Here is an 18074-nt window from a genome sequence, read left to right on the forward strand (position 1 = left end):
AGAATAGTTTTGGAGGGCATCCTCAAAATCAGCAAATTCAGAATCAATTGCATTCGTGATTACTTTTTTGTCGACAACTAATACATTTAGAACATTTAATAAATCTCTAATGCCCCTCAATAAAGATTTTGAACTGTTTTTTTTTGAAGGAAGTAATAAATATTGGCAATGGCCAAACCTGTCACAAATCCATTTACTTTTTTGTTTTCACACAAGGCTAAAACCCTTGTAGAATGATCCGAAAAAGGTTTCCTGTCTAAAAAATGATCAAGAATTACATCTGAATCAATCAATACGTTATTATTCAAGATCTAGATATTTTTTATATTTCTCTTCTCTGATTTTATTCAGTTACATCTTGTAATCGTAATCAGCGGGTAGTTTAAAGGCACCCCTCAAAGATTTCACAATTGGGGAACGTTCTTCCTCATTAGTGGCAGAGGCCTCTTGGTTAGTTACCGCTTTTAAATAATTTTCTACTATCGCAGATAAGCTTCTGCCTTGATTTTGAGCATAAGCTTTTGCCTGTTTTATAACAGATTCATCAATGGTTAAGGTTAACTTGGTACTCATGATATAAATATAACAACTATAATTTACACGTGTAAAAATTGGTAAATTTGCACGTGTATTGTATTGCTTTACGCTTTTATCTTTCTGCTTTAGTCTTTGGCTTTAATCTTTCCCCTTTAATCTTTACTTTTACCCTGTGAGCAATACTATAATCAGCGTTAAGAATTTAACAAAACAATACCAGGCAGAACAGGCTGGAGGCATTAGAAATATCAGTTTTGATATAAACCGGGGTGATGTGGTAGCCATTATCGGTGAAAGTGGGAGTGGGAAGTCAACCTTATTGAAATCTATCTTCGGACTTTTAAAAACAGATGCCGGCGAGGTGTTTTTTGAAGATAAAAGAGTTTTAGGCCCCGACGAACAGTTAATCCCTGGCCATAAGCAGATGAAAATGGTTACCCAGGATTTTTCGCTTAATATTTACGCCAAGGTATACGATAATATTGCCTCACAATTATCGAATACAGATCTGAAAACTAAGGCCGATAAAACACTGGCCATTATGGACCACTTGCGGATTTCGCATTTGCAAAACAAGAAGATTATTGAGCTGAGTGGTGGTGAACAGCAGCGTGTGGCTATCGCAAAAGCTATGGTTTCTGATACACAGGTACTTTTGTTAGATGAGCCTTTCAGCCAGGTAGATGCTTTATTGAAAAACCAGTTAAGGGCAGATATTAAAAGAGTGGCTTCAGAAACAGGTGTTACTGTAATTCTGGTTTCACATGATCCGGCTGATGGATTGTTTTTAGCAGATCAATTACTGATTATTAAAGATGGTGAGCTCCTGCAAACAGGTAAACCAGTAGATATTTATCAGCACCCTAAACATATTTATACCGCGCAGATTTTAGGAAATGCTGTGGTACTGACACGAGACGAGGCGGAGAAGATTGGATTGAAAACGGATAAACAATTTGTGGTTTTTTATCCCGAATGGGCAGAAATTAATAACAGTTGGAACAGCAGGCGTTTTGAAGTCATAGATGTTTATTACAAGGGGTTTTATGATGAATTACTCGTAGAGCGAAAAGGCGTAAATATTCGCGCATTGCAATTGAATAGGGGAGAAAATAAAAAAAACGATCACGTTCAGCTAAATATCAGCCATTTTTTAGAATTTTAGCTACAGGTGATTTTACATTCTTAGACTTTCAAGATGGTAATCCCCAACTAGGGGAGCCGTCGTTCATTCAGTCATTCAAAATTCCTTCTTCGGGCAAAAAAAACGACCAAGTTCAATTGAACATTAGTCGTTTTCAGCCTTAGGGTGGAAAACTACACTAAGTTACATTTTCTGCCGCAACCAATACCACTTTAACACGGATTGGGGTGGTAGGTAAACTACTTCTACTGATTGATACTCCTCCGATGTGGGTTTCATAATCCATATCGCCATAAGGTAACTGATAGTAGTTGTTGTAGTTTGGAGTTGCAGTGTATATTAGAATTCCCTCATCATAAAAGTTAATATCATCTACTTCAGGAATATCTAAATCAAGATAGTACTTGCCATTTTCTAAAACCCATCTGTTAGGATTTACATCAAAAACGATGGTACGATTAGGGGTACTTTGAACAATTGTTTCTTTTTTGCAGGATACCAGGCCTAGCGTGGCTATGCAAAGCATTAAAATGGTCAGTTTTTTCATGTTGATTAGTTTTTTATTTGTGTGTTACTTTGCGTAATACAAAACTGTTGCCAAAAACACTATTGTATACCATTATGGATTAATTATTGTGTAATTAAGTCAATACATTTAACAAACCTTTTTGCTATTTGCTGATATGAAATTGTTTTTTCGCCTTCTCCCTTGGTTAGTCCTAGCCATTGCAGCCTACTTCTTTATTTCCAAAAAGTTTAGCATCAATACTTCTGTAGAAAGCAAACACCAGCTTCTGGTAGAGAAAATTGAAGCTATTGGGAAGTTAGAGCTGGTTCGATATCAAATTAGTGATGTTCTGGAACATAAAAATAAGACCGATTTCCTGCCCGAGGCAAGTGTGCTCCTGATCGTTAAAGCAGAAGCTGTTGGCTGTATTGATCTTACCAAGATAACCAGGGAAGATATAGAGATTGAAGCGGACACAGTTGTAGTAAATTTACCACAGCCAGAACTGTGTTACGTCAAAATTGATCACAAGAACTCGAGAGTTTATGATACGAAGATGGCTTTTTTCAGGGAAGCTAACCTGGTAGACGAAGCTTATAAGGCAGCAGAAAGACAAGTGAGCGTTGAGGTAAAAAAATCTGACATTCTGGTTCAAACTAAAACGAACGCGGTAAATGTGCTTAAACCCATTATCGAAGGCTTAGGATATCAGAATGTACGTTTTACTTTTGATTAAAAAAAAGACCACCTAAGATTATTAGGTGGTCCGATATTATTTTAGAAAATCATCCCGGTGGGGATTAAAGACATCTATCAAAAGGCCAGCTTCTAAACAGCGTACCCCATGGTAAACAAGGGTAGGAGCAAAGAACACATCGCCTTCATTTAAGATCTTTTTCTCGTCGCCCATGCTAACTTCGAAGCTTCCTTTGGCAACATAGCTCAATTGCAGATGTGGGTGATTGTGGACGCTCCCAACGGCATCCTTTTCAAAGTCTACCTTTACCAGCATCAGGTTTTCATCATAAGCCATGATTTTGCGCTTAACACCTGCTCCCAGGTCTTCCCAATCAATGTCTTTATCAGCAATTAAGGTTTTGTTTGTTAAATCTTTGAAATTCATTTTTTTTAAATTGTATCAAGTTGGCTTCCGGGTAAAAATCGTACAGGTAGTTTTAGTCTTTAAACTAAATACTCAAACAATGTTTGATCCTGGTTCAGCTCGATTACATCAAACTTGAACAATTTTAAACGCTCTAATATGCCGGCATAATCCTCTTTTTTTGTGAGTTCGATGCCAACCAAAGCGGGGCCATTTTCTCTATTGGTTTTTTTTATAAATTCAAAGCGGGTGATATCATCATGCGGCCCTAAAACCTCATTTACAAACAATTTTAAGGCTCCCGGACGTTGAGGGAAACGAACGATGAAATAATGTTTCAAGCCTTCGAACAAGAGCGATTTTTCTTTAATTTCCTGCATGCGCTCTATGTCGTTGTTACCGCCACTTACGACACATACAACTGTTTTCCCTACGATTTGATCTTTGATTTGAGCCAAAGCCGATACAGAAAGTGCTCCGGCAGGTTCTACTACGATAGCATCTTCGTTATATAATTTGAGGATAGTTGTACAGATTTGTCCTTCAGGGATCAAATGCATCTCATCCAGTAAATCATTGCAATATTGGTAAGTAAGTGCACCCACACGCTTAACAGCTGCACCATCAACAAAACGATCTATCTCATCTAAAGTAAATGGACCTTTCTTTTCGATTGCGGTTTGCATAGAAGGTGCACCTAAGGGCTCAACACCTATTAATTTAACATCAGGTTTAACAGTTTTTAGATAAGCACTAACTCCTGAAGCTAAACCACCTCCGCCAACTGGCATCACTACCATGTCTAAATCGGGGAGGTCTTCAAAAACTTCCATACCTACAGTGGCTTGTCCTTCTATAACCTTCTGATCATCAAATGGAGGAATAAAAGTGGCCGCGTGCAAAGCACTGTAATTCAGCGCTTCTTTCAAACAGTCGTCAAAAGTATCTCCAACAAGAACAACCTCAACATTGTCGCCACCAAACATGTTTACCTGGGTAATTTTTTGTTTAGGCGTAATCTCAGGCATAAAAATTACACCTTTAATGTTTAGTTTTTTGCAGGAATAGGCTACACCTTGTGCATGATTACCTGCACTTGCACATACCACACCATTGGTTAATGCATCTGGTGGTAAAGCGCTAATTTTATTATAAGCACCACGAAGTTTATAAGATCTTACAATTTGTAAATCTTCACGTTTAAGGTAAATATTAGCATTGTAGCGCGATGAAAGTCCTGCATTAAACTCAAGCGGCGTACGTTTAACTACTCCTTTTAAACGCTGAGAAGCTGAATTAAAATCCAGCGTTTGTGGTGTTGTATTATTCATAATTAATTATCAAATAACGAAAACTGGGTTCTCGTGCATATATTTTTTTAGAAATAGCGGGAAAGGATTTATTGTTCGCTATTCCCACTATTCGTGATTATTTTTTGATCTGACTAAAGCTTTGGCATCAGTATTTCAGCGTGCTGCTTTTTTTCGCACTCAGCTTTTAAGCCAGGTGCAAGGCAACTAACTGATTCAAGTCCTGATCGTTTATACCTTGTTTACTATCTGCTAAAACAAGGAATTGTTTATAAACGATATCCAGCTCATCTTTTTCTAATTTGTGGCCTAAGCGGTCTAAGTGATGCTTTAAAGCGTGGCGACCACTTCTCGCGGTTAACACGATTGTTGCATCAGGGAAACCAACATCTTCAGGTTTAATGATCTCGTAGTTCTCGCGGTTTTTCAAGAAACCATCCTGGTGAATACCAGAACTGTGCGAAAATGCATTGGCACCAACAATGGCTTTGTTTGGCTGCACAGGCATGTTCATCTGGTTACGTACCATGTGACTGATATCATAGAACTGGGTGCTGTCTATTTGAGTATTCAATCCCAGAACTTTATGCGTTTTTAAGATCATGACGACCTCTTCCATAGAAGTATTACCAGCACGCTCACCAATGCCGTTGATGGTACATTCTACCTGACGGGCACCATTTTGCAAACCTGCAATAGAATTGGCAGTTGCTAATCCTAAATCGTTGTGGCAATGCACAGAGATAATGGCATTGTCTATATTTTTAACGTTTTCTTTCAAAAACAGTATTTTCGAACCATATTGGTCAGGTAAGCAATACCCGTTGGTATCTGGAATATTAACTACTGTAGCGCCTGCAGCGATTACTGCCTCTACCATTTTAGCCAAAAATTCGATATCAGCTCTACCTGCATCTTCAGCATAAAATTCTACATCTTCAACATATTTTTTGGCATATTTCACCGCCTCAACTGCACGTACTAAAATCTCTTCGCGGGTGCTGTTAAATTTGTGTTTGATGTGGAAATCGGAAGAACCAATACCTGTATGGATACGCGGACGTTTGGCATATCTTAAAGCATCAGCAGCAACATCGATATCATTTTTGTTTGCACGGGTCAGGGCACAGATAATTGGATTGTTAACCGCCTTAGATAATTCAATTACACTATTGAAATCGCCGGGGCTGGAAACCGGGAAACCTGCCTCAATTACATCAACACCTAAAAGTTCGAGTGATTTAGCGATTTCTACTTTCTGGTTTGTATCTAACTGGCAGCCGGGTACCTGCTCTCCGTCACGCAATGTGGTGTCGAAAATATAAACTTTGTTAGGGTCGTGAATCATAATCTTATGTTTAGGTAGTGATTAATTTTTGAGACAAGAATTTTAATACCAGTTTGCCCATTTCGGCGGTGCCTAAAACTTTGAAACGGTTTGTGCTTTGATCTGCAATATCATGTGTTCTGAAACCTTCTTTTAATACCTGATCAACAGTATCAACCAATAATTTAGCCTCTTCTTTCAAGCCGAAGCCAATTTCCAGTAACAGTGCTGCAGATAGGATAGAGGCTAATGGATTAGCAAGATCTTTACCAGCAATGTCGTGTGCTGAACCATGGATTGGCTCATAGAAACCAGTTAGCTCACCTACAGATGCCGAAGCCAGCATACCCATTGAACCTGCAATTTGTGAAGCCTCATCTGTTAAAATATCCCCAAAAAGGTTAGCTGTTAGTACCACGTCAAATTTCTTAGGGTTTTTAATCAACTGCATGGCGGCGTTATCAATAAACATGTGCTCTGTTTCTACGTCAGGATATTGTTTCGCAATTTCCTGTACGGTTTCACGCCATAAGCGAGAGCTTTCTAAAACATTAGCTTTATCTACTGAACATAACCTTTTGTTGCGTTGTTGTGCTGCCTGATAAGCTTTGTGTGCAATTCTTTCAACCTCATAACGGTGGTAAATCATCAAATCAGAAGCCGTATTTCTGTCTTCAGAACGTGTTTTTTCACCAAAATAAACGTCACCTGTTAATTCGCGGAAGAAAAGGATATCTGTTCCTTTTAATATTTCGGGTTTAATGCTCGAAGCATGAAGAAGCTCATCAAATAGTAATATTGGGCGGAGATTGGCAAAGAGACCTAATTCTTTGCGGATTTTTAATAAACCTTGCTCAGGCCTAACTTTTAAACTTGGATCATTGTCATATTTTGCATGACCAACGGCTCCGAATAAAATAGCATCACTTTTTTTAGCTTTTTCGAGTGTTTCATCTGGGAGTGGATTTCCGGTAGCTTCTATAGCTACGTGACCCATTAAGGCTTCGTCAAATGTAAACTCGTGGCCAAATGCTGTTGCAATTTGTTCTAATGCCGCTTTTCCCCAGGTAGTTACTTCGGGGCCAATACCATCTCCAGGTATTACTAAAATGTTCTTCTTCATTGTACTAAACGCTTTCTAGTATAGTTTCGACGACTTTTACTTCGCCGTTTTCTAATAAAATTCTTTTCTCTATGCAGGTTGGGAGCTGCGTTTCAAAATGGCCAACATAAATCATTGTCATTCCATTATTGCTCAGTTCGTTCACCAATTGGTTAAAATGTTGTGTTTGTTGCAGGTCTAAACCCTGGCAAGGTTCATCTAAAATCAGTAATTGTGGATTTTTAATGATTGTTCTGGCCAATAGTACCAAACGCTGTTTGCCTAAGGGTAAAGTCCTGAGCAGTTCGTTTTTATCTTGTTTTAAATCGAAATATTCGATCAGTTCTTCTAATTGTATTTTTTTTGAATAGGGGATGTGCTGAAAAAGACCAACAGAATCATAAAATCCTGATGCGATACTTTCCCAAACAGTAGCTGAATGATCAAAATACCAATGAAACTCCGGAGAGATTAATCCAATTCGTTTTTTGATATCCCAAATGCTTTCACCTGAGCCTCGTTTATGTCCAAAAAGATGAATATCATTGGCATATGCCTGAGGATGATCTCCATTAATCAAGCTCAGTAAAGTTGATTTTCCAGAACCATTATGCCCCTGAAGTAACCATTTTTCTCCTGCCTTTACTTCCCAGTTTACGTTTTTTAAAACTTCTTTTTCTCCGTAACGGATGTTTACATTTTTCATGCTGATGATTTCATCAGTGAGGTAAACAGGGCGTTCAGTTAAAAATCGGGGTAAAGCCCCTAAAATTTTGTGATGGACAATCGATGTGCTCTCAAATGAGCTTCTTTCATGGATTTGTCCATTCTCGATAATTGCAAAACGGTTAATGTTAGCGGGTAATTCCTCATCATTACTAATCAGCAGAAGACTTACTCCTTGATTAGTAATTTCATCCAGCAGCTCATTTAAGTTTTGTCTGGACGCTACATCAAGTCCGGTATAAGGCTGATCAATAATCAACAACTGTGGTTTTAACCAAAGGGCCTTAATTAGTTGTAGCTTCTTATGCTCGCCGCTTGATAATTCAATTAATTGGGAATCTTTAAAACTACTGAAATTTAAGGCTGAAAGTAAACGGCTAACTTCGGCGATAGCCAAATTTTGTTCCTTGCCATACTTTGCAAGCTCTGCCTGAACCGTTAAAGTATCTTTGGCTTGCTTATGGTTATATCGTTGCTGATAATAGAAATTAGCATCGCCTTCTAAGTTTTTAAACTGATACCAGCTTGAAACAAAGAGCACCTGAGCAGGTAAGCTACTATTTAAATCAAAGTTGATGCTAATGTCGCCCAGAAATTTCTCTTCTTTTACAATGGCTTTTGCTAACGATGTTTTTCCACTACCGCTTACGCCACCTAAAACCCAGTTATCCCCGCGACGAATAGTCCAGTCTAAATCCTGCAAAACCGCCTTTTGGCGGTAATGTAAGTTTAAGTGTTTTATGTCGACGAAAATTTCTTTCATTTTTAAGATTTACTCCAGTGTATTATTTAAGCACTTTTAGCTTCAAAAGCTTCAATCAGATTTTTTTGGTTTAAGATAAAATCGATATCATCATAGCCATTAATTAAGCATGATTTTTTATATGGATTAATCTCAAAGGCAGTTTGGGCACCGGTAGCTAAAATGGTTACCGTTTGATTTTCTAAATCTACTTCTAAAGCTGACTTAGGATCTTGTTCAACAGCCTTAAAAATTTGTGCTAAAAACTCATCGCTTACCTGAATTGGCAATAAGCCATTGTTTAGGGCATTTCCTTTAAAGATATCGGCAAAAAAGCTGCTGATTACCGCATCAAAACCAGCATCCTGAATTGCCCATGCAGCGTGCTCACGACTACTGCCACAACCAAAGTTTTTACCAGCAACCAATACTTTTCCGCTGTAAGTTGGATTATTCAGTACGAAATCGGCCTTTGGCTGATTATCGCTCTCGTAACGCCAATCGCGAAATAAATTTTCTCCGAAACCATCTCTGGTGGTCGCCTTTAAAAACCTTGCGGGAATTATCTGATCGGTATCTATATTTTCAATCGGCAATGGAACTACCGATGAGGTTAATTTTTCAAATTTTTTCATGTTATTGTACTTTAGTTTTAGCGTTCTGCCTTTAGCTTATTTAACCGCTTTAACTCTTAATCTTCTATAATCTGCAACCCAATCGCCGTTTTTGAAATGGTTTGGTTTTAAAATTTCTACCGCTAATTTTTTCACTTCTTCAGCTTCTTCAACACTTAAGTTTTTAAATGCATGCTGTGCAAATTGATTAATCCACTCGTACATACCGTTTTCTCCCTTAAGTACGGTAGGGCGATCGAATAGCCAAATTTGCGCTACTTCAAATCTTGCAGCTTCAAGCAATACGGCATAATGACTTACTGAAGGGAAAAACCAAAAGTTTGTACTTACACGATGTTGAACACCAATGGTTTTAGCAGCAGTGGCAATGGCATCGGTTATAGATTTGACATTATCTTTTCCTCCAAATTCTGCTACTAATCTTCCTCCAGGTTTCAAGCTCTTGTATATGCCTTCCAGTAAATCTCTTTGGTTTTCGATCCAATGAAAGGTTGCATTACTGAAAACTGCATCAAACTCCTGGTCAAATGACAATTCTGTTGCGTTTTGTTGCTCAAATTTTAAAAGCGGAAATTTTTGTTTTGCCGCATCAATCATTTCTGCTGATGCATCCACACCAAAAACGCCTGCACCAGACTCTGCAATTTGATTTGCCAAATCTCCTGTTCCACAACCCACATCTAAAATGTTTTCACTTTCCTGAGGCGCTAACCATTGTAAAACATCTGCTCCGTAATCTGATACAAAACGATGTTTAGTGTCATACACTTTATTGTCCCAAAATATCTCTGGCATAACTTTTCTTTATTTTCATTAGCAACCGGAGTTGACTAAAATTTTAAATTCAAACTTTTCAATTGCGTATTTAGAATATTGTTCAAGCGCTAATCCAGATTTCAATTAGAAGCAGATAAGTTCTTAAGCTTCGGCAAGTAAATCCCTTACATCGGTAATTTTTCCCGTAACGGCTGCAGCTGCGGCTGTTAAGGGGCTTACCAATAATGTTCTGGCATTCGGGCCTTGTCTGCCTTCAAAGTTTCTGTTAGAGGTAGAAACGCAATATTTTCCTGCCGGAATTTTATCTTCGTTCATTCCTAAACAGGCACTACATCCAGGTTCGCGTAATTGAAAACCTGCATTTTCGAAAATCTTATCTAAACCTTCGCTTTTGGCTTGTTGTTCTACTTGTTTCGAACCAGGTACTATCCATACCGTAACATTTTCAGCTTTGTGTTTGTCTTTTACAAATTCTGCTACTTCACGTAAGTCTTCTATACGTGAGTTGGTACAACTACCGATAAATACATAATCTACAGGTTTACCAATTAGAGAAGCATCATCTTCAAAGCCCATGTAATCCAAAGCTTTTTGATAGGATAATTGTTCTGTTTCTGGTTGTGCTTTAGTTGCCGGAATATGTTCCTGGATACCCATTCCCATTCCAGGATTGGTTCCATAAGTAATCATCGGACTAATATCTGCGGCATCGAAAGTTAATATACTGTCGAATTTTGCATCAGCATCACTATATAATGTTTTCCAATAAGCCAGAGATTTATCCCACTCTTCGCCCTTTGGAGCAAATTCTCTTCCTTTAATGTAGTCGAAAGTGATTTGATCAGGCGCAATTAAGCCGCCTCTCGCACCCATTTCAATACTCATATTGCAGATGGTCATTCTAGCTTCCATGCTTAACGATTCGATTGCCGAACCAGCATATTCAATGAAATAACCTGTACCACCAGCTGCTGAAATTTTTGCGATGATGTAAAGAATGATATCTTTTGCCGTAACCCCTTTTCCCAGGGTTCCGTTCACCTCAATTTTCATTGTTTTAGGCTTTTGCTGCAATAAACACTGTGTTGCAAAAACCTGTTCTACCTGAGAGGTACCAATACCAAATGCAATGGCACCAAAAGCACCATGAGTTGAAGTATGGCTATCTCCGCATACCATTGTTTTACCTGGTAAAGTAATACCCAATTCAGGACCGATTACGTGAACGATACCTTGAAAAGGGTGACCCAATCCGTACAGTTCAATACCGAATTCTGCACAGTTTTTGGTTAACATATCAACCTGATAACGCGAAAGTTCTTCCTTAATTGGCAATAACTGATTAAGTGTAGGTACGTTATGGTCGGCTGTAGCTACCGTTTGTTTCGGACGAAACACTGGAATGCCACGTTTGCGAAGTCCATCAAATGCCTGTGGCGATGTAACTTCGTGAATTAAATGGGTATCGATGTATAAAATATCAGGAAAGCCTTCTTCACTCTTCACCACATGCGCATCCCAAATTTTTTCTACTAATGTTTTTGACATCTTTTTTATGTTTAGTTAGTATAAACCCCGCAGGTGAAAGCCTGCGAGGTTTTGTTTTTATTAAGCTGTTTTAATGGTTTTCATTGCAGTCATCGCTTTACGTAATTTTTGACCAACAATTTCTACCTGATGTGTACGTAATGCTTCGTTAACAGCAATTAACGTTCTGTTATCAACCGAACCGTCTTTTCCTTCGTTGAAGTTTTTACCTACTAAATCAGTATCAACTGTTTTCATGAAATCAGCTAATAAAGGTTTACAAGCCTGATCGAATAAATAACAGCCATATTCTGCAGTATCAGAAATTACACGGTTCATTTCGAATAATTTTTTACGTGCAATGGTATTGGCAATAAGTGGAGTTTCATGTAACGACTCATAATAAGCTGACTCTGGTTTAATACCTGCTTCAACCATGGTTTCGAATGCCAGTTCTACACCTGCTCTAACGAAAGCTACCATTAACAAATAGTTATCGAAATATTCCTGTTCGCCAATCTGTACATCACCAGCAGGTGTTTTTTCGAAAGCAGTTTCGCCTGTTTCAGCTCTCCATGCCAATAAGTTTTTATCACCATTAGCCCAGTCTTCCATCATAATGCGGCTAAATTCACCACTCATGATGTCATCCTGATGTTTTTGGAATAAAGGACGCATGATTTTTTTCAATTCCTCTGAAACTTCAAAAGCTTTGATCTTTGCAGGATTGCTCAATCTGTCTAACATACCCGAAACACCACCGTGTTTTAAAGCTTCAGTAATTACTTCAACACCATATTGAACCAGTTTGGAAGCATATCCAGCGTCAATACCTTTCTCTACCATTTTATCGAAAGATAGGATAGAACCTGTTTGTAACAAGCCACAAAGAATAGTTTGCTCGCCCATTAAATCAGATTTTACTTCAGCAACGAAAGATGATTTTAAAACACCGGCTCTGTGACCGCCAGTACCTACGCAGTAAGCTTTTGCCTGCTCTAAACCTTTTCCTTCAGGATCGTTCTCAGGGTGAACAGCGATAAGTGTAGGAACACCAAATCCACGAACATATTCTGCACGTACCTCACTACCAGGACATTTAGGCGCAACCATAATAACGGTAATGTCTTTACGGATTTGCATACCTTCTTCAACAATGTTAAAACCGTGAGAATAAAGTAAAGTAGAACCTTGTTTCATTAAAGGCATAACTGCATTTACCACAGAGGTGTGTTGTTTATCAGGAGTAAGGTTAATCACTACATCGGCAGTAGGAATAAGTTCTTCGTAAGTTCCAACCTTGAAGTTATTATCCGTAGCATTTTTCCACGAATCTCTTTTACCTTCAATTGCCTCTTTACGTAAAGCATAAGAAACATCTAAACCACTATCTCTTAAATTTAAACCTTGGTTTAATCCCTGTGCACCACAACCTACAATTACCAGTTTTTTACCTTTTAAAGCGCTTACACCATCAACAAATTCTGTGTTGTCCATGAAATCGCAAACGCCCAATTGGTCTAGTTGTTCTCTAAGTGGTAATGTGTTAAAATAATTTGCCATTGTTTTTATTGGTTAATTTTCTAGTTTTTATTATCAGTTATATATTTTGTATGAATTGAAAAGCAATTTTCTGTGCTTTTCGGTTCTTTCGGCCCCGCTATTCGTTCCGGCCAAAGGAAAAATTGGCCTCCACTGCTATCGGGTTTAGTTAAAGCCGTTCAGTTTTTCAAAACCTGGCCCCGTTCACTGGTAAAAACGAATTACATCGTGAAAATCTTCTCGCCTTTATCTAAAAACTCATTTTCAATAAGTTCTTCTCCGGGTTCGATTGCTTCAAACTCTTTTAGTTTTTCGTGGAAACCAGCACTATCCTTAATAATAGCTACCCTTGCCGAGCGAACAAATTCAATCAGTTCATAAGGTTCCAGCGCTTTTACCAGTGCATCAGTTTCTTCTCTATGACCCGTTACGGCAAAAACAGTATAATCTTTACGAATCACTACCGCACTTGCACCATACTGCCTTAAAAGACGTTCAACAGTTACTTTTTCAGCAATTTCATCTGTAGAAACTTTATAGAGTGCCAGTTCCTGCCAAATAATCTCATCATTAGTGTTAAAATATACTTTTAATACTTCGATTTGCTTTTCAATCTGACGGGCTAACTTCCTTACTACCTCAGAGCCCTCTGTAATTACAATGTTGAAACGGTGAATGCCATCAATTTCAGAAGGAGAGGTGTTTAAGCTTTCAATATTGATCTTTCTTTTAGAGAAAATGATCGCAATCCTGTTTAGTAAACCGATGCGGTTTTCTGCATAAACCGTAATGGTATATTCTTGCTTACCATCAGCATCTATGTGATCTATTTTGTGTTTTAATGTATCTTGAGTACTCATTATTTCCAGTTTTATTAATCTTATTCGCTGTCGTATTCTAGCTTTTTCGTCTTATTTCAACCTAATTTCGCTTACACTCATTCCTTGAGGAACCATAGGGAAAACGTTGTTCTCTCTTCCTACCATTACTTCAAGAAGATACGCCCCTTCATGGTTAATCATGGTTTCCAGGGCAGTACGTAGATTAGCTCTTTCATCCACTTTGCTTGCTTCGATATAATATGATTTAGCTAATGCGACAAAATCAGGACTGGTAATGTTTACAAACGAATAACGTTTATCATGGAATAACTGCTGCCATTGACGAACCATTCCTAAGAAACGGTTGTTCAAAATTAAGATCTTCACGGCGGCACCAAACTGCATAATGGTACCCAATTCTTGTGGAGTCATCTGGAAGCCTCCATCACCGATAATCGCAATTACAGTTTTATCGGGAGCACCATATTTAGCTCCAATTGCTGCAGGCAAACCAAAACCCATGGTACCTAAACCACCAGAAGTGATGTTGCTACGGGTATTGTTAAATTTAGCATAACGACAAGCAACCATCTGGTGCTGACCAACATCTGTAACAATAACTGCATCTCCACCAGTAATTTCATTGATTACGCGAAGTACTTCGCCCATGGTCATCTCATCGCTTGTTGGATAAAGTTCAGGAGTAATGACCTGATCAATTTCCTCCTGGTTATAAGATCTGAATTTAGCTAACCACTCCTCGTGTTTTTTCTCTTCAACTAAGTTTGTTAACAGTGGAAGCGTTTCTTTACAATCGCCCCAAACACCAACCTCAGCTTTAACATTTTTATCTATTTCGGCAGGGTCAATGTCTAAATGAACAATTTTTGCCTGTTTAGCGTATTTATCTAATCTTCCGGTTACACGATCATCAAAGCGCATACCTATTGCAATGATTACATCCGCTTCGTTGGTTAAAACATTAGGGCCATAGTTTCCGTGCATACCTAACATACCCACGTTTAATGGATGGCTGGTTGGAATTGCACCTTCGCCCATGATCGTCCATGCAGCTGGAATACCTGTTTTTTCAATAAAAGCTTTAAACTCTGCCTCAGCTTTACCTAAAATAACACCCTGACCAAATAAAATGAATGGTTTTTGGGCACTATTGATTAAGGCAGCAGCTTCTTCTATAAATTGAATCCTTACCTTTGGTTTAGGTCTGTAGCTACGGATATGGTTGCATTTAACATACGCTGGAAATTCTTCTACCTGCAACTGTGCATTTTTGGTGATATCAATTAATACTGGGCCTGGTCTACCACTTTTAGCGATATAGAATGCCTTTGCTAATACTTCAGGTATTTCTTTTGCATCTGTAACCTGATAGTTCCATTTGGTTACCGGTGTAGTAATATTAATTACATCAGTTTCCTGAAAAGCATCCGTTCCCAATAAATGGGCAAATACTTGTCCGGTGATACAAACCAATGGTGTACTGTCAATTTGTGCATCGGCCAAACCGGTTACTAAATTCGTAGCGCCAGGTCCGCTGGTAGCGAATACCACACCTACTTCACCACTTGCTCTTGCAAAGCCTTGAGCGGCATGTATTCCACCTTGTTCGTGGCGAACTAAAATATGTTCTAATTTATCAGCATAATCGTAAAGGGCATCATAAATAGGCATGATTGCTCCACCTGGATAACCGAAAATGGTGGTTACACCCTCTTCAATTAATCCATTCAACAAAACCTGCGAGCCTGTTCCTTTGAATAAGGTTTTTGAGGTTTCTGCTTTGGCCTCGTTTTGTTGTATTGTTTCTTGTGCAGTTTCCATAGTTATGTATTTGCGGTTCTATTATTCTTTAATTTTAAACCCAATTCTCTGTCTATCTTTCCACTTCAATTGAGCAATTTTTTCATCTATTAAATTTTCCATTGCATCATAAAGTTCATTAAGTTGAATATCATGTTCGCCAATTCGTTCTTTAATTTCAGTTAGTTGTTCGTTTATATTGTTCTGTTTTAACAAAATCTTCCGAACATCAACAAAGGCTCTCATGATGGCAATATTCATTTTAATTGCCCTTTCACTTTTTAAAACTCCACTTAACATGGCTACCCCTTGCTCGGTAAATGCGTAAGGTAGTTTTCGGGTGCCGCCCCAACTTGAAGTCACAAATTGTGACTTCAAGTTGGGCTGACTATTCACCACAATTTGTGATGCGGTCCCTTTATTATTATTTGCATCTATCTGAAATTTTATCGCTTCAAACTCAGCAAAACTTAACTGAAACATAAAGTCATCAGGGAAACGTGTGGAATTACGCTTAACTGCTTGATTTAATACTTTTGTTTCAACTTCATATAGTGATGCCAGATCAAAATCTAACATTACTCTTTCACCCCTAATGGTATAAATTCTACTTTCAATGCTTCTTATAATTTGCATGCTGCATTCTTTTTAATATTAATTTATAGTCTAGGGATGACTTTAAATTAGTTATTCGTCAGTAACGCAACCTTCAGAAGCATCTGATACGGTTTTAGCATATTTATATAGTACGCCCTTACTTACTTTCAATGCAGGTTGAACGTAATTCTTTCTTCGCTCTGCAATAACCTCGTCGCTCACTTGTAAACTAATGATGTTATTGACTGCATCAATTAAAATCGGATCTTCATCTTCAACCAAGCCAATTAACCCGCCTTTGTAAGATTCAGGAGTAATGTGACCAACCACGAAACCGTGCGTTCCACCAGAGAAACGACCATCAGTAATCAAAGCCACTGATTTTCCTAAACCAGCACCAATAATGGCCGATGTCGGTTTTAACATTTCAGGCATACCTGGTGCACCAATCGGGCCTGCATTTTTTATAACGATTACATCACCTGGTTTAACACGACCACTGGAAAGACCAGCAATTAAATCATGCTCGCCATCAAACACACGTGCCGGACCTTCAAATTTCTCGCCTTCTTTACCACTGATTTTTGCAACAGATCCTTTTTCGGCTAAGTTTCCATAAAGAATTTGTAAGTGGCCAGTTGCTTTAATCGGTTCACTAAGCTTTTGGATAATTTTTTGGTCATAGTCCATAACAGATTTTACATCTGCTAAATTCTCTGCTAAAGTTTTACCCGTTACCGTTAAACAATCACCGTGGAGTAGACCTTCGTTTAATAAATATTTTAATACTGCTGGTATACCACCATATTGATGTAAATCCTGCATTAAGTATTTTCCACTTGGTTTGAAATCTGCTAGAACTGGTGTTTCATCGCTCATGCGTTGGAAATCGTCCTGTGTGATGTTCACACCAATGGCCTTACCCATTGCAATGAAGTGCAATACTGCGTTGGTACTTCCTCCTAAAATGATGATGCTGCGAATTGCATTCTCGAATGCTTTTCTGGTCATGATATCACTAGGCTTAATATCTTTCTCTAAAAGGATTCTGATATATTTCCCTGCATCTAAACATTCTTTTTGTTTCTCTTCACTAACTGCCGGGTTAGAAGAAGAATAAGGTAAGCTCATGCCTAACGCTTCAATTGCCGAAGCCATGGTATTTGCTGTGTACATACCGCCACACGCGCCTGCACCAGGGCAAGTATGTTTAATGATGCCTGTGTAATCCTCATCAGAAAGGTTGCCACAGATTTTTTGGCCTAAAGCCTCGAAAGCTGAAACAATGTTTAATTCTTCGCCTTTGTAATGTCCGGGAGCAATGGTTCCACCATAAACCATAATCGATGGACGATCTAAACGGGCCATGGCCATAATCGCACCAGGCATGTTTTTATCACAACCCGGGATGGCAATTACACCATCGTAATATTGGCCACCGCAAATGGTTTCAATACTATCAGCAATTACATCACGGCTTACTAAAGAGTAACGCATCCCATCCGTTCCGTTGCTCATTCCATCACTTACACCAATGGTGTTAAATGTCAAGCCCACTAAATCATTATTCCAGACCCCTTTTTTGACCACTTGTGCCAAGTCGTTTAAGTGCATGTTGCAGGTGTTACCATCGTAACCCATGCTCGCAATACCGACCTGTGCTTTTTCCATATCGGCATCGGTTAAGCCAATTCCATAAAGCATTGCCTGTGCGGCAGGTTGTGTAGGATCTTGTGTAAATGTTTTACTGTACTTGTTTAATTCGCTCATTGTAAAATGTATGTTTCTGGTTGTTTTGTTAATTTAATTTTGAGGCAAAAAAAAAACCGCCTCTGTTTAGAAGGCGGTTTCGGTAT

The 18074-nt window shown here is 38.5% G+C and carries 18 protein-coding genes; 2 read left to right on the top strand and 16 right to left on the bottom strand.

What is annotated here, in order from left to right:
- Positions 1-116: 116 nt before the first annotated feature.
- Together ACQY77_RS17705 and ACQY77_RS17710 are read right to left on the bottom strand one after the other, a co-directional pair.
- The gene (locus ACQY77_RS17705; RefSeq protein WP_428430011.1) at positions 117-308 is read right to left on the bottom strand and encodes a PIN domain-containing protein; all 192 of its coding nucleotides are present in this window, start codon (positions 306-308) and stop codon (positions 117-119) included.
- 43 nt (positions 309-351) lie between these two features.
- Positions 352-573 (bottom strand): DUF6364 family protein, encoded by a 222-nt coding sequence (locus ACQY77_RS17710; RefSeq protein ID WP_421940973.1) that lies wholly within the window; start codon positions 571-573, stop codon positions 352-354.
- 136 nt (positions 574-709) lie between these two features.
- Here ACQY77_RS17710 and ACQY77_RS17715 point away from each other — a divergent pair, with 136 nt between their 5' ends.
- Positions 710-1702, top strand: coding sequence for an ABC transporter ATP-binding protein (locus ACQY77_RS17715; protein ID WP_421940972.1), 993 nt, complete (start codon positions 710-712; stop codon positions 1700-1702).
- 157 nt (positions 1703-1859) lie between these two features.
- Here ACQY77_RS17715 and ACQY77_RS17720 read toward each other — a convergent pair whose 3' ends face one another.
- Positions 1860-2228, bottom strand: a complete 369-nt coding sequence (locus ACQY77_RS17720) for a hypothetical protein (RefSeq protein WP_421940971.1) — start codon at positions 2226-2228, stop codon at positions 1860-1862.
- Positions 2229-2364: 136 nt separating this feature from the next.
- On the opposite strand from ACQY77_RS17720, the gene ACQY77_RS17725 reads away from it, so the two are divergent.
- Entirely contained in the window at positions 2365-2925 is a 561-nt protein-coding gene (locus ACQY77_RS17725) for a DUF4230 domain-containing protein (protein ID WP_421940970.1), read from the top strand.
- A gap of 36 nt (positions 2926-2961) precedes the next feature.
- Here the strand turns inward: ACQY77_RS17725 and ACQY77_RS17730 are convergent, their stop codons facing one another.
- The 13 genes from ACQY77_RS17730 to ilvD form a co-directional block, all read right to left on the bottom strand.
- Positions 2962-3312 (bottom strand): cupin domain-containing protein, encoded by a 351-nt coding sequence (locus tag ACQY77_RS17730; RefSeq protein ID WP_421940969.1) that lies wholly within the window; start codon positions 3310-3312, stop codon positions 2962-2964.
- A gap of 59 nt (positions 3313-3371) precedes the next feature.
- Positions 3372-4622 carry a threonine ammonia-lyase IlvA gene (gene ilvA, locus ACQY77_RS17735; protein WP_421940968.1) on the bottom strand — a complete coding sequence of 417 codons (1251 nt, stop codon included), beginning with the start codon at positions 4620-4622 and terminating at the stop codon, positions 3372-3374.
- 166 nt (positions 4623-4788) lie between these two features.
- Positions 4789-5949 (bottom strand): 2-isopropylmalate synthase, encoded by a 1161-nt coding sequence (locus ACQY77_RS17740; RefSeq protein WP_421940967.1) that lies wholly within the window; start codon positions 5947-5949, stop codon positions 4789-4791.
- Positions 5950-5959: 10 nt separating this feature from the next.
- Positions 5960-7051 (bottom strand): 3-isopropylmalate dehydrogenase, encoded by a 1092-nt coding sequence (gene leuB / locus ACQY77_RS17745; RefSeq protein WP_421940966.1) that lies wholly within the window; start codon positions 7049-7051, stop codon positions 5960-5962.
- A 4-nt stretch (positions 7052-7055) separates the two neighbouring features.
- Positions 7056-8519: an ATP-binding cassette domain-containing protein gene (locus tag ACQY77_RS17750; protein WP_421940965.1), complete on the bottom strand. Its 1464-nt coding sequence runs from the start codon at positions 8517-8519 to the stop codon at positions 7056-7058.
- A 26-nt stretch (positions 8520-8545) separates the two neighbouring features.
- Positions 8546-9133: a 3-isopropylmalate dehydratase small subunit gene (gene leuD, locus ACQY77_RS17755; RefSeq protein ID WP_421940964.1), complete on the bottom strand. Its 588-nt coding sequence runs from the start codon at positions 9131-9133 to the stop codon at positions 8546-8548.
- A 36-nt stretch (positions 9134-9169) separates the two neighbouring features.
- Entirely contained in the window at positions 9170-9928 is a 759-nt protein-coding gene (locus ACQY77_RS17760; RefSeq protein WP_421940963.1) for a class I SAM-dependent methyltransferase, read from the bottom strand.
- Between the two features lie 123 nt (positions 9929-10051).
- Entirely contained in the window at positions 10052-11458 is a 1407-nt protein-coding gene (leuC, locus tag ACQY77_RS17765) for a 3-isopropylmalate dehydratase large subunit (RefSeq protein ID WP_421940962.1), read from the bottom strand.
- A gap of 60 nt (positions 11459-11518) precedes the next feature.
- Positions 11519-13000, bottom strand: coding sequence for a ketol-acid reductoisomerase (gene ilvC, locus ACQY77_RS17770; protein WP_421940961.1), 1482 nt, complete (start codon positions 12998-13000; stop codon positions 11519-11521).
- 200 nt (positions 13001-13200) lie between these two features.
- Positions 13201-13839, bottom strand: coding sequence for an acetolactate synthase small subunit (gene ilvN, locus ACQY77_RS17775; protein WP_421940960.1), 639 nt, complete (start codon positions 13837-13839; stop codon positions 13201-13203).
- A 51-nt stretch (positions 13840-13890) separates the two neighbouring features.
- Complete coding sequence (gene ilvB / locus ACQY77_RS17780; protein WP_421940959.1) at positions 13891-15642, bottom strand: biosynthetic-type acetolactate synthase large subunit; 1752 nt, start codon at positions 15640-15642, stop codon at positions 13891-13893.
- A gap of 21 nt (positions 15643-15663) precedes the next feature.
- Positions 15664-16257: an ORF6N domain-containing protein gene (locus ACQY77_RS17785; RefSeq protein WP_421940958.1), complete on the bottom strand. Its 594-nt coding sequence runs from the start codon at positions 16255-16257 to the stop codon at positions 15664-15666.
- A 51-nt stretch (positions 16258-16308) separates the two neighbouring features.
- On the bottom strand, positions 16309-17988 hold the full coding sequence (gene ilvD, locus ACQY77_RS17790; protein ID WP_421940957.1) for a dihydroxy-acid dehydratase: 1680 nt from the start codon (positions 17986-17988) through the stop codon (positions 16309-16311).
- Between the last annotated feature and the right edge of the window lie 86 nt (positions 17989-18074).

This window comes from Pedobacter sp. (genome assembly GCF_965279535.1).
GTDB lineage: Bacteria > Bacteroidota > Bacteroidia > Sphingobacteriales > Sphingobacteriaceae > Pedobacter.

Excerpts from the sequence above, each read along its gene's own strand:
- ACQY77_RS17710 (WP_421940973.1), bottom strand. The coding sequence starts at position 573 with ATGAGTACCAAGTTAACCTTAACCATTGATGAATCTGTTATAAAACAG.
- ACQY77_RS17720 (WP_421940971.1), bottom strand. The coding sequence starts at position 2,228 with ATGAAAAAACTGACCATTTTAATGCTTTGCATAGCCACGCTAGGCCTG.
- ACQY77_RS17725 (WP_421940970.1), top strand. The coding sequence starts at position 2,365 with ATGAAATTGTTTTTTCGCCTTCTCCCTTGGTTAGTCCTAGCCATTGCA.
- ACQY77_RS17730 (WP_421940969.1), bottom strand. The coding sequence starts at position 3,312 with ATGAATTTCAAAGATTTAACAAACAAAACCTTAATTGCTGATAAAGAC.
- ilvA (WP_421940968.1), bottom strand. The coding sequence starts at position 4,622 with ATGAATAATACAACACCACAAACGCTGGATTTTAATTCAGCTTCTCAG.
- ACQY77_RS17740 (WP_421940967.1), bottom strand. The coding sequence starts at position 5,949 with ATGATTCACGACCCTAACAAAGTTTATATTTTCGACACCACATTGCGT.
- leuB (WP_421940966.1), bottom strand. The coding sequence starts at position 7,051 with ATGAAGAAGAACATTTTAGTAATACCTGGAGATGGTATTGGCCCCGAA.
- ACQY77_RS17750 (WP_421940965.1), bottom strand. The coding sequence starts at position 8,519 with ATGAAAGAAATTTTCGTCGACATAAAACACTTAAACTTACATTACCGC.
- leuD (WP_421940964.1), bottom strand. The coding sequence starts at position 9,133 with ATGAAAAAATTTGAAAAATTAACCTCATCGGTAGTTCCATTGCCGATT.
- ACQY77_RS17760 (WP_421940963.1), bottom strand. The coding sequence starts at position 9,928 with ATGCCAGAGATATTTTGGGACAATAAAGTGTATGACACTAAACATCGT.
- leuC (WP_421940962.1), bottom strand. The coding sequence starts at position 11,458 with ATGTCAAAAACATTAGTAGAAAAAATTTGGGATGCGCATGTGGTGAAG.
- ilvC (WP_421940961.1), bottom strand. The coding sequence starts at position 13,000 with ATGGCAAATTATTTTAACACATTACCACTTAGAGAACAACTAGACCAA.
- ilvN (WP_421940960.1), bottom strand. The coding sequence starts at position 13,839 with ATGAGTACTCAAGATACATTAAAACACAAAATAGATCACATAGATGCT.
- ilvB (WP_421940959.1), bottom strand. The coding sequence starts at position 15,642 with ATGGAAACTGCACAAGAAACAATACAACAAAACGAGGCCAAAGCAGAA.
- ACQY77_RS17785 (WP_421940958.1), bottom strand. The coding sequence starts at position 16,257 with ATGCAAATTATAAGAAGCATTGAAAGTAGAATTTATACCATTAGGGGT.
- ilvD (WP_421940957.1), bottom strand. The coding sequence starts at position 17,988 with ATGAGCGAATTAAACAAGTACAGTAAAACATTTACACAAGATCCTACA.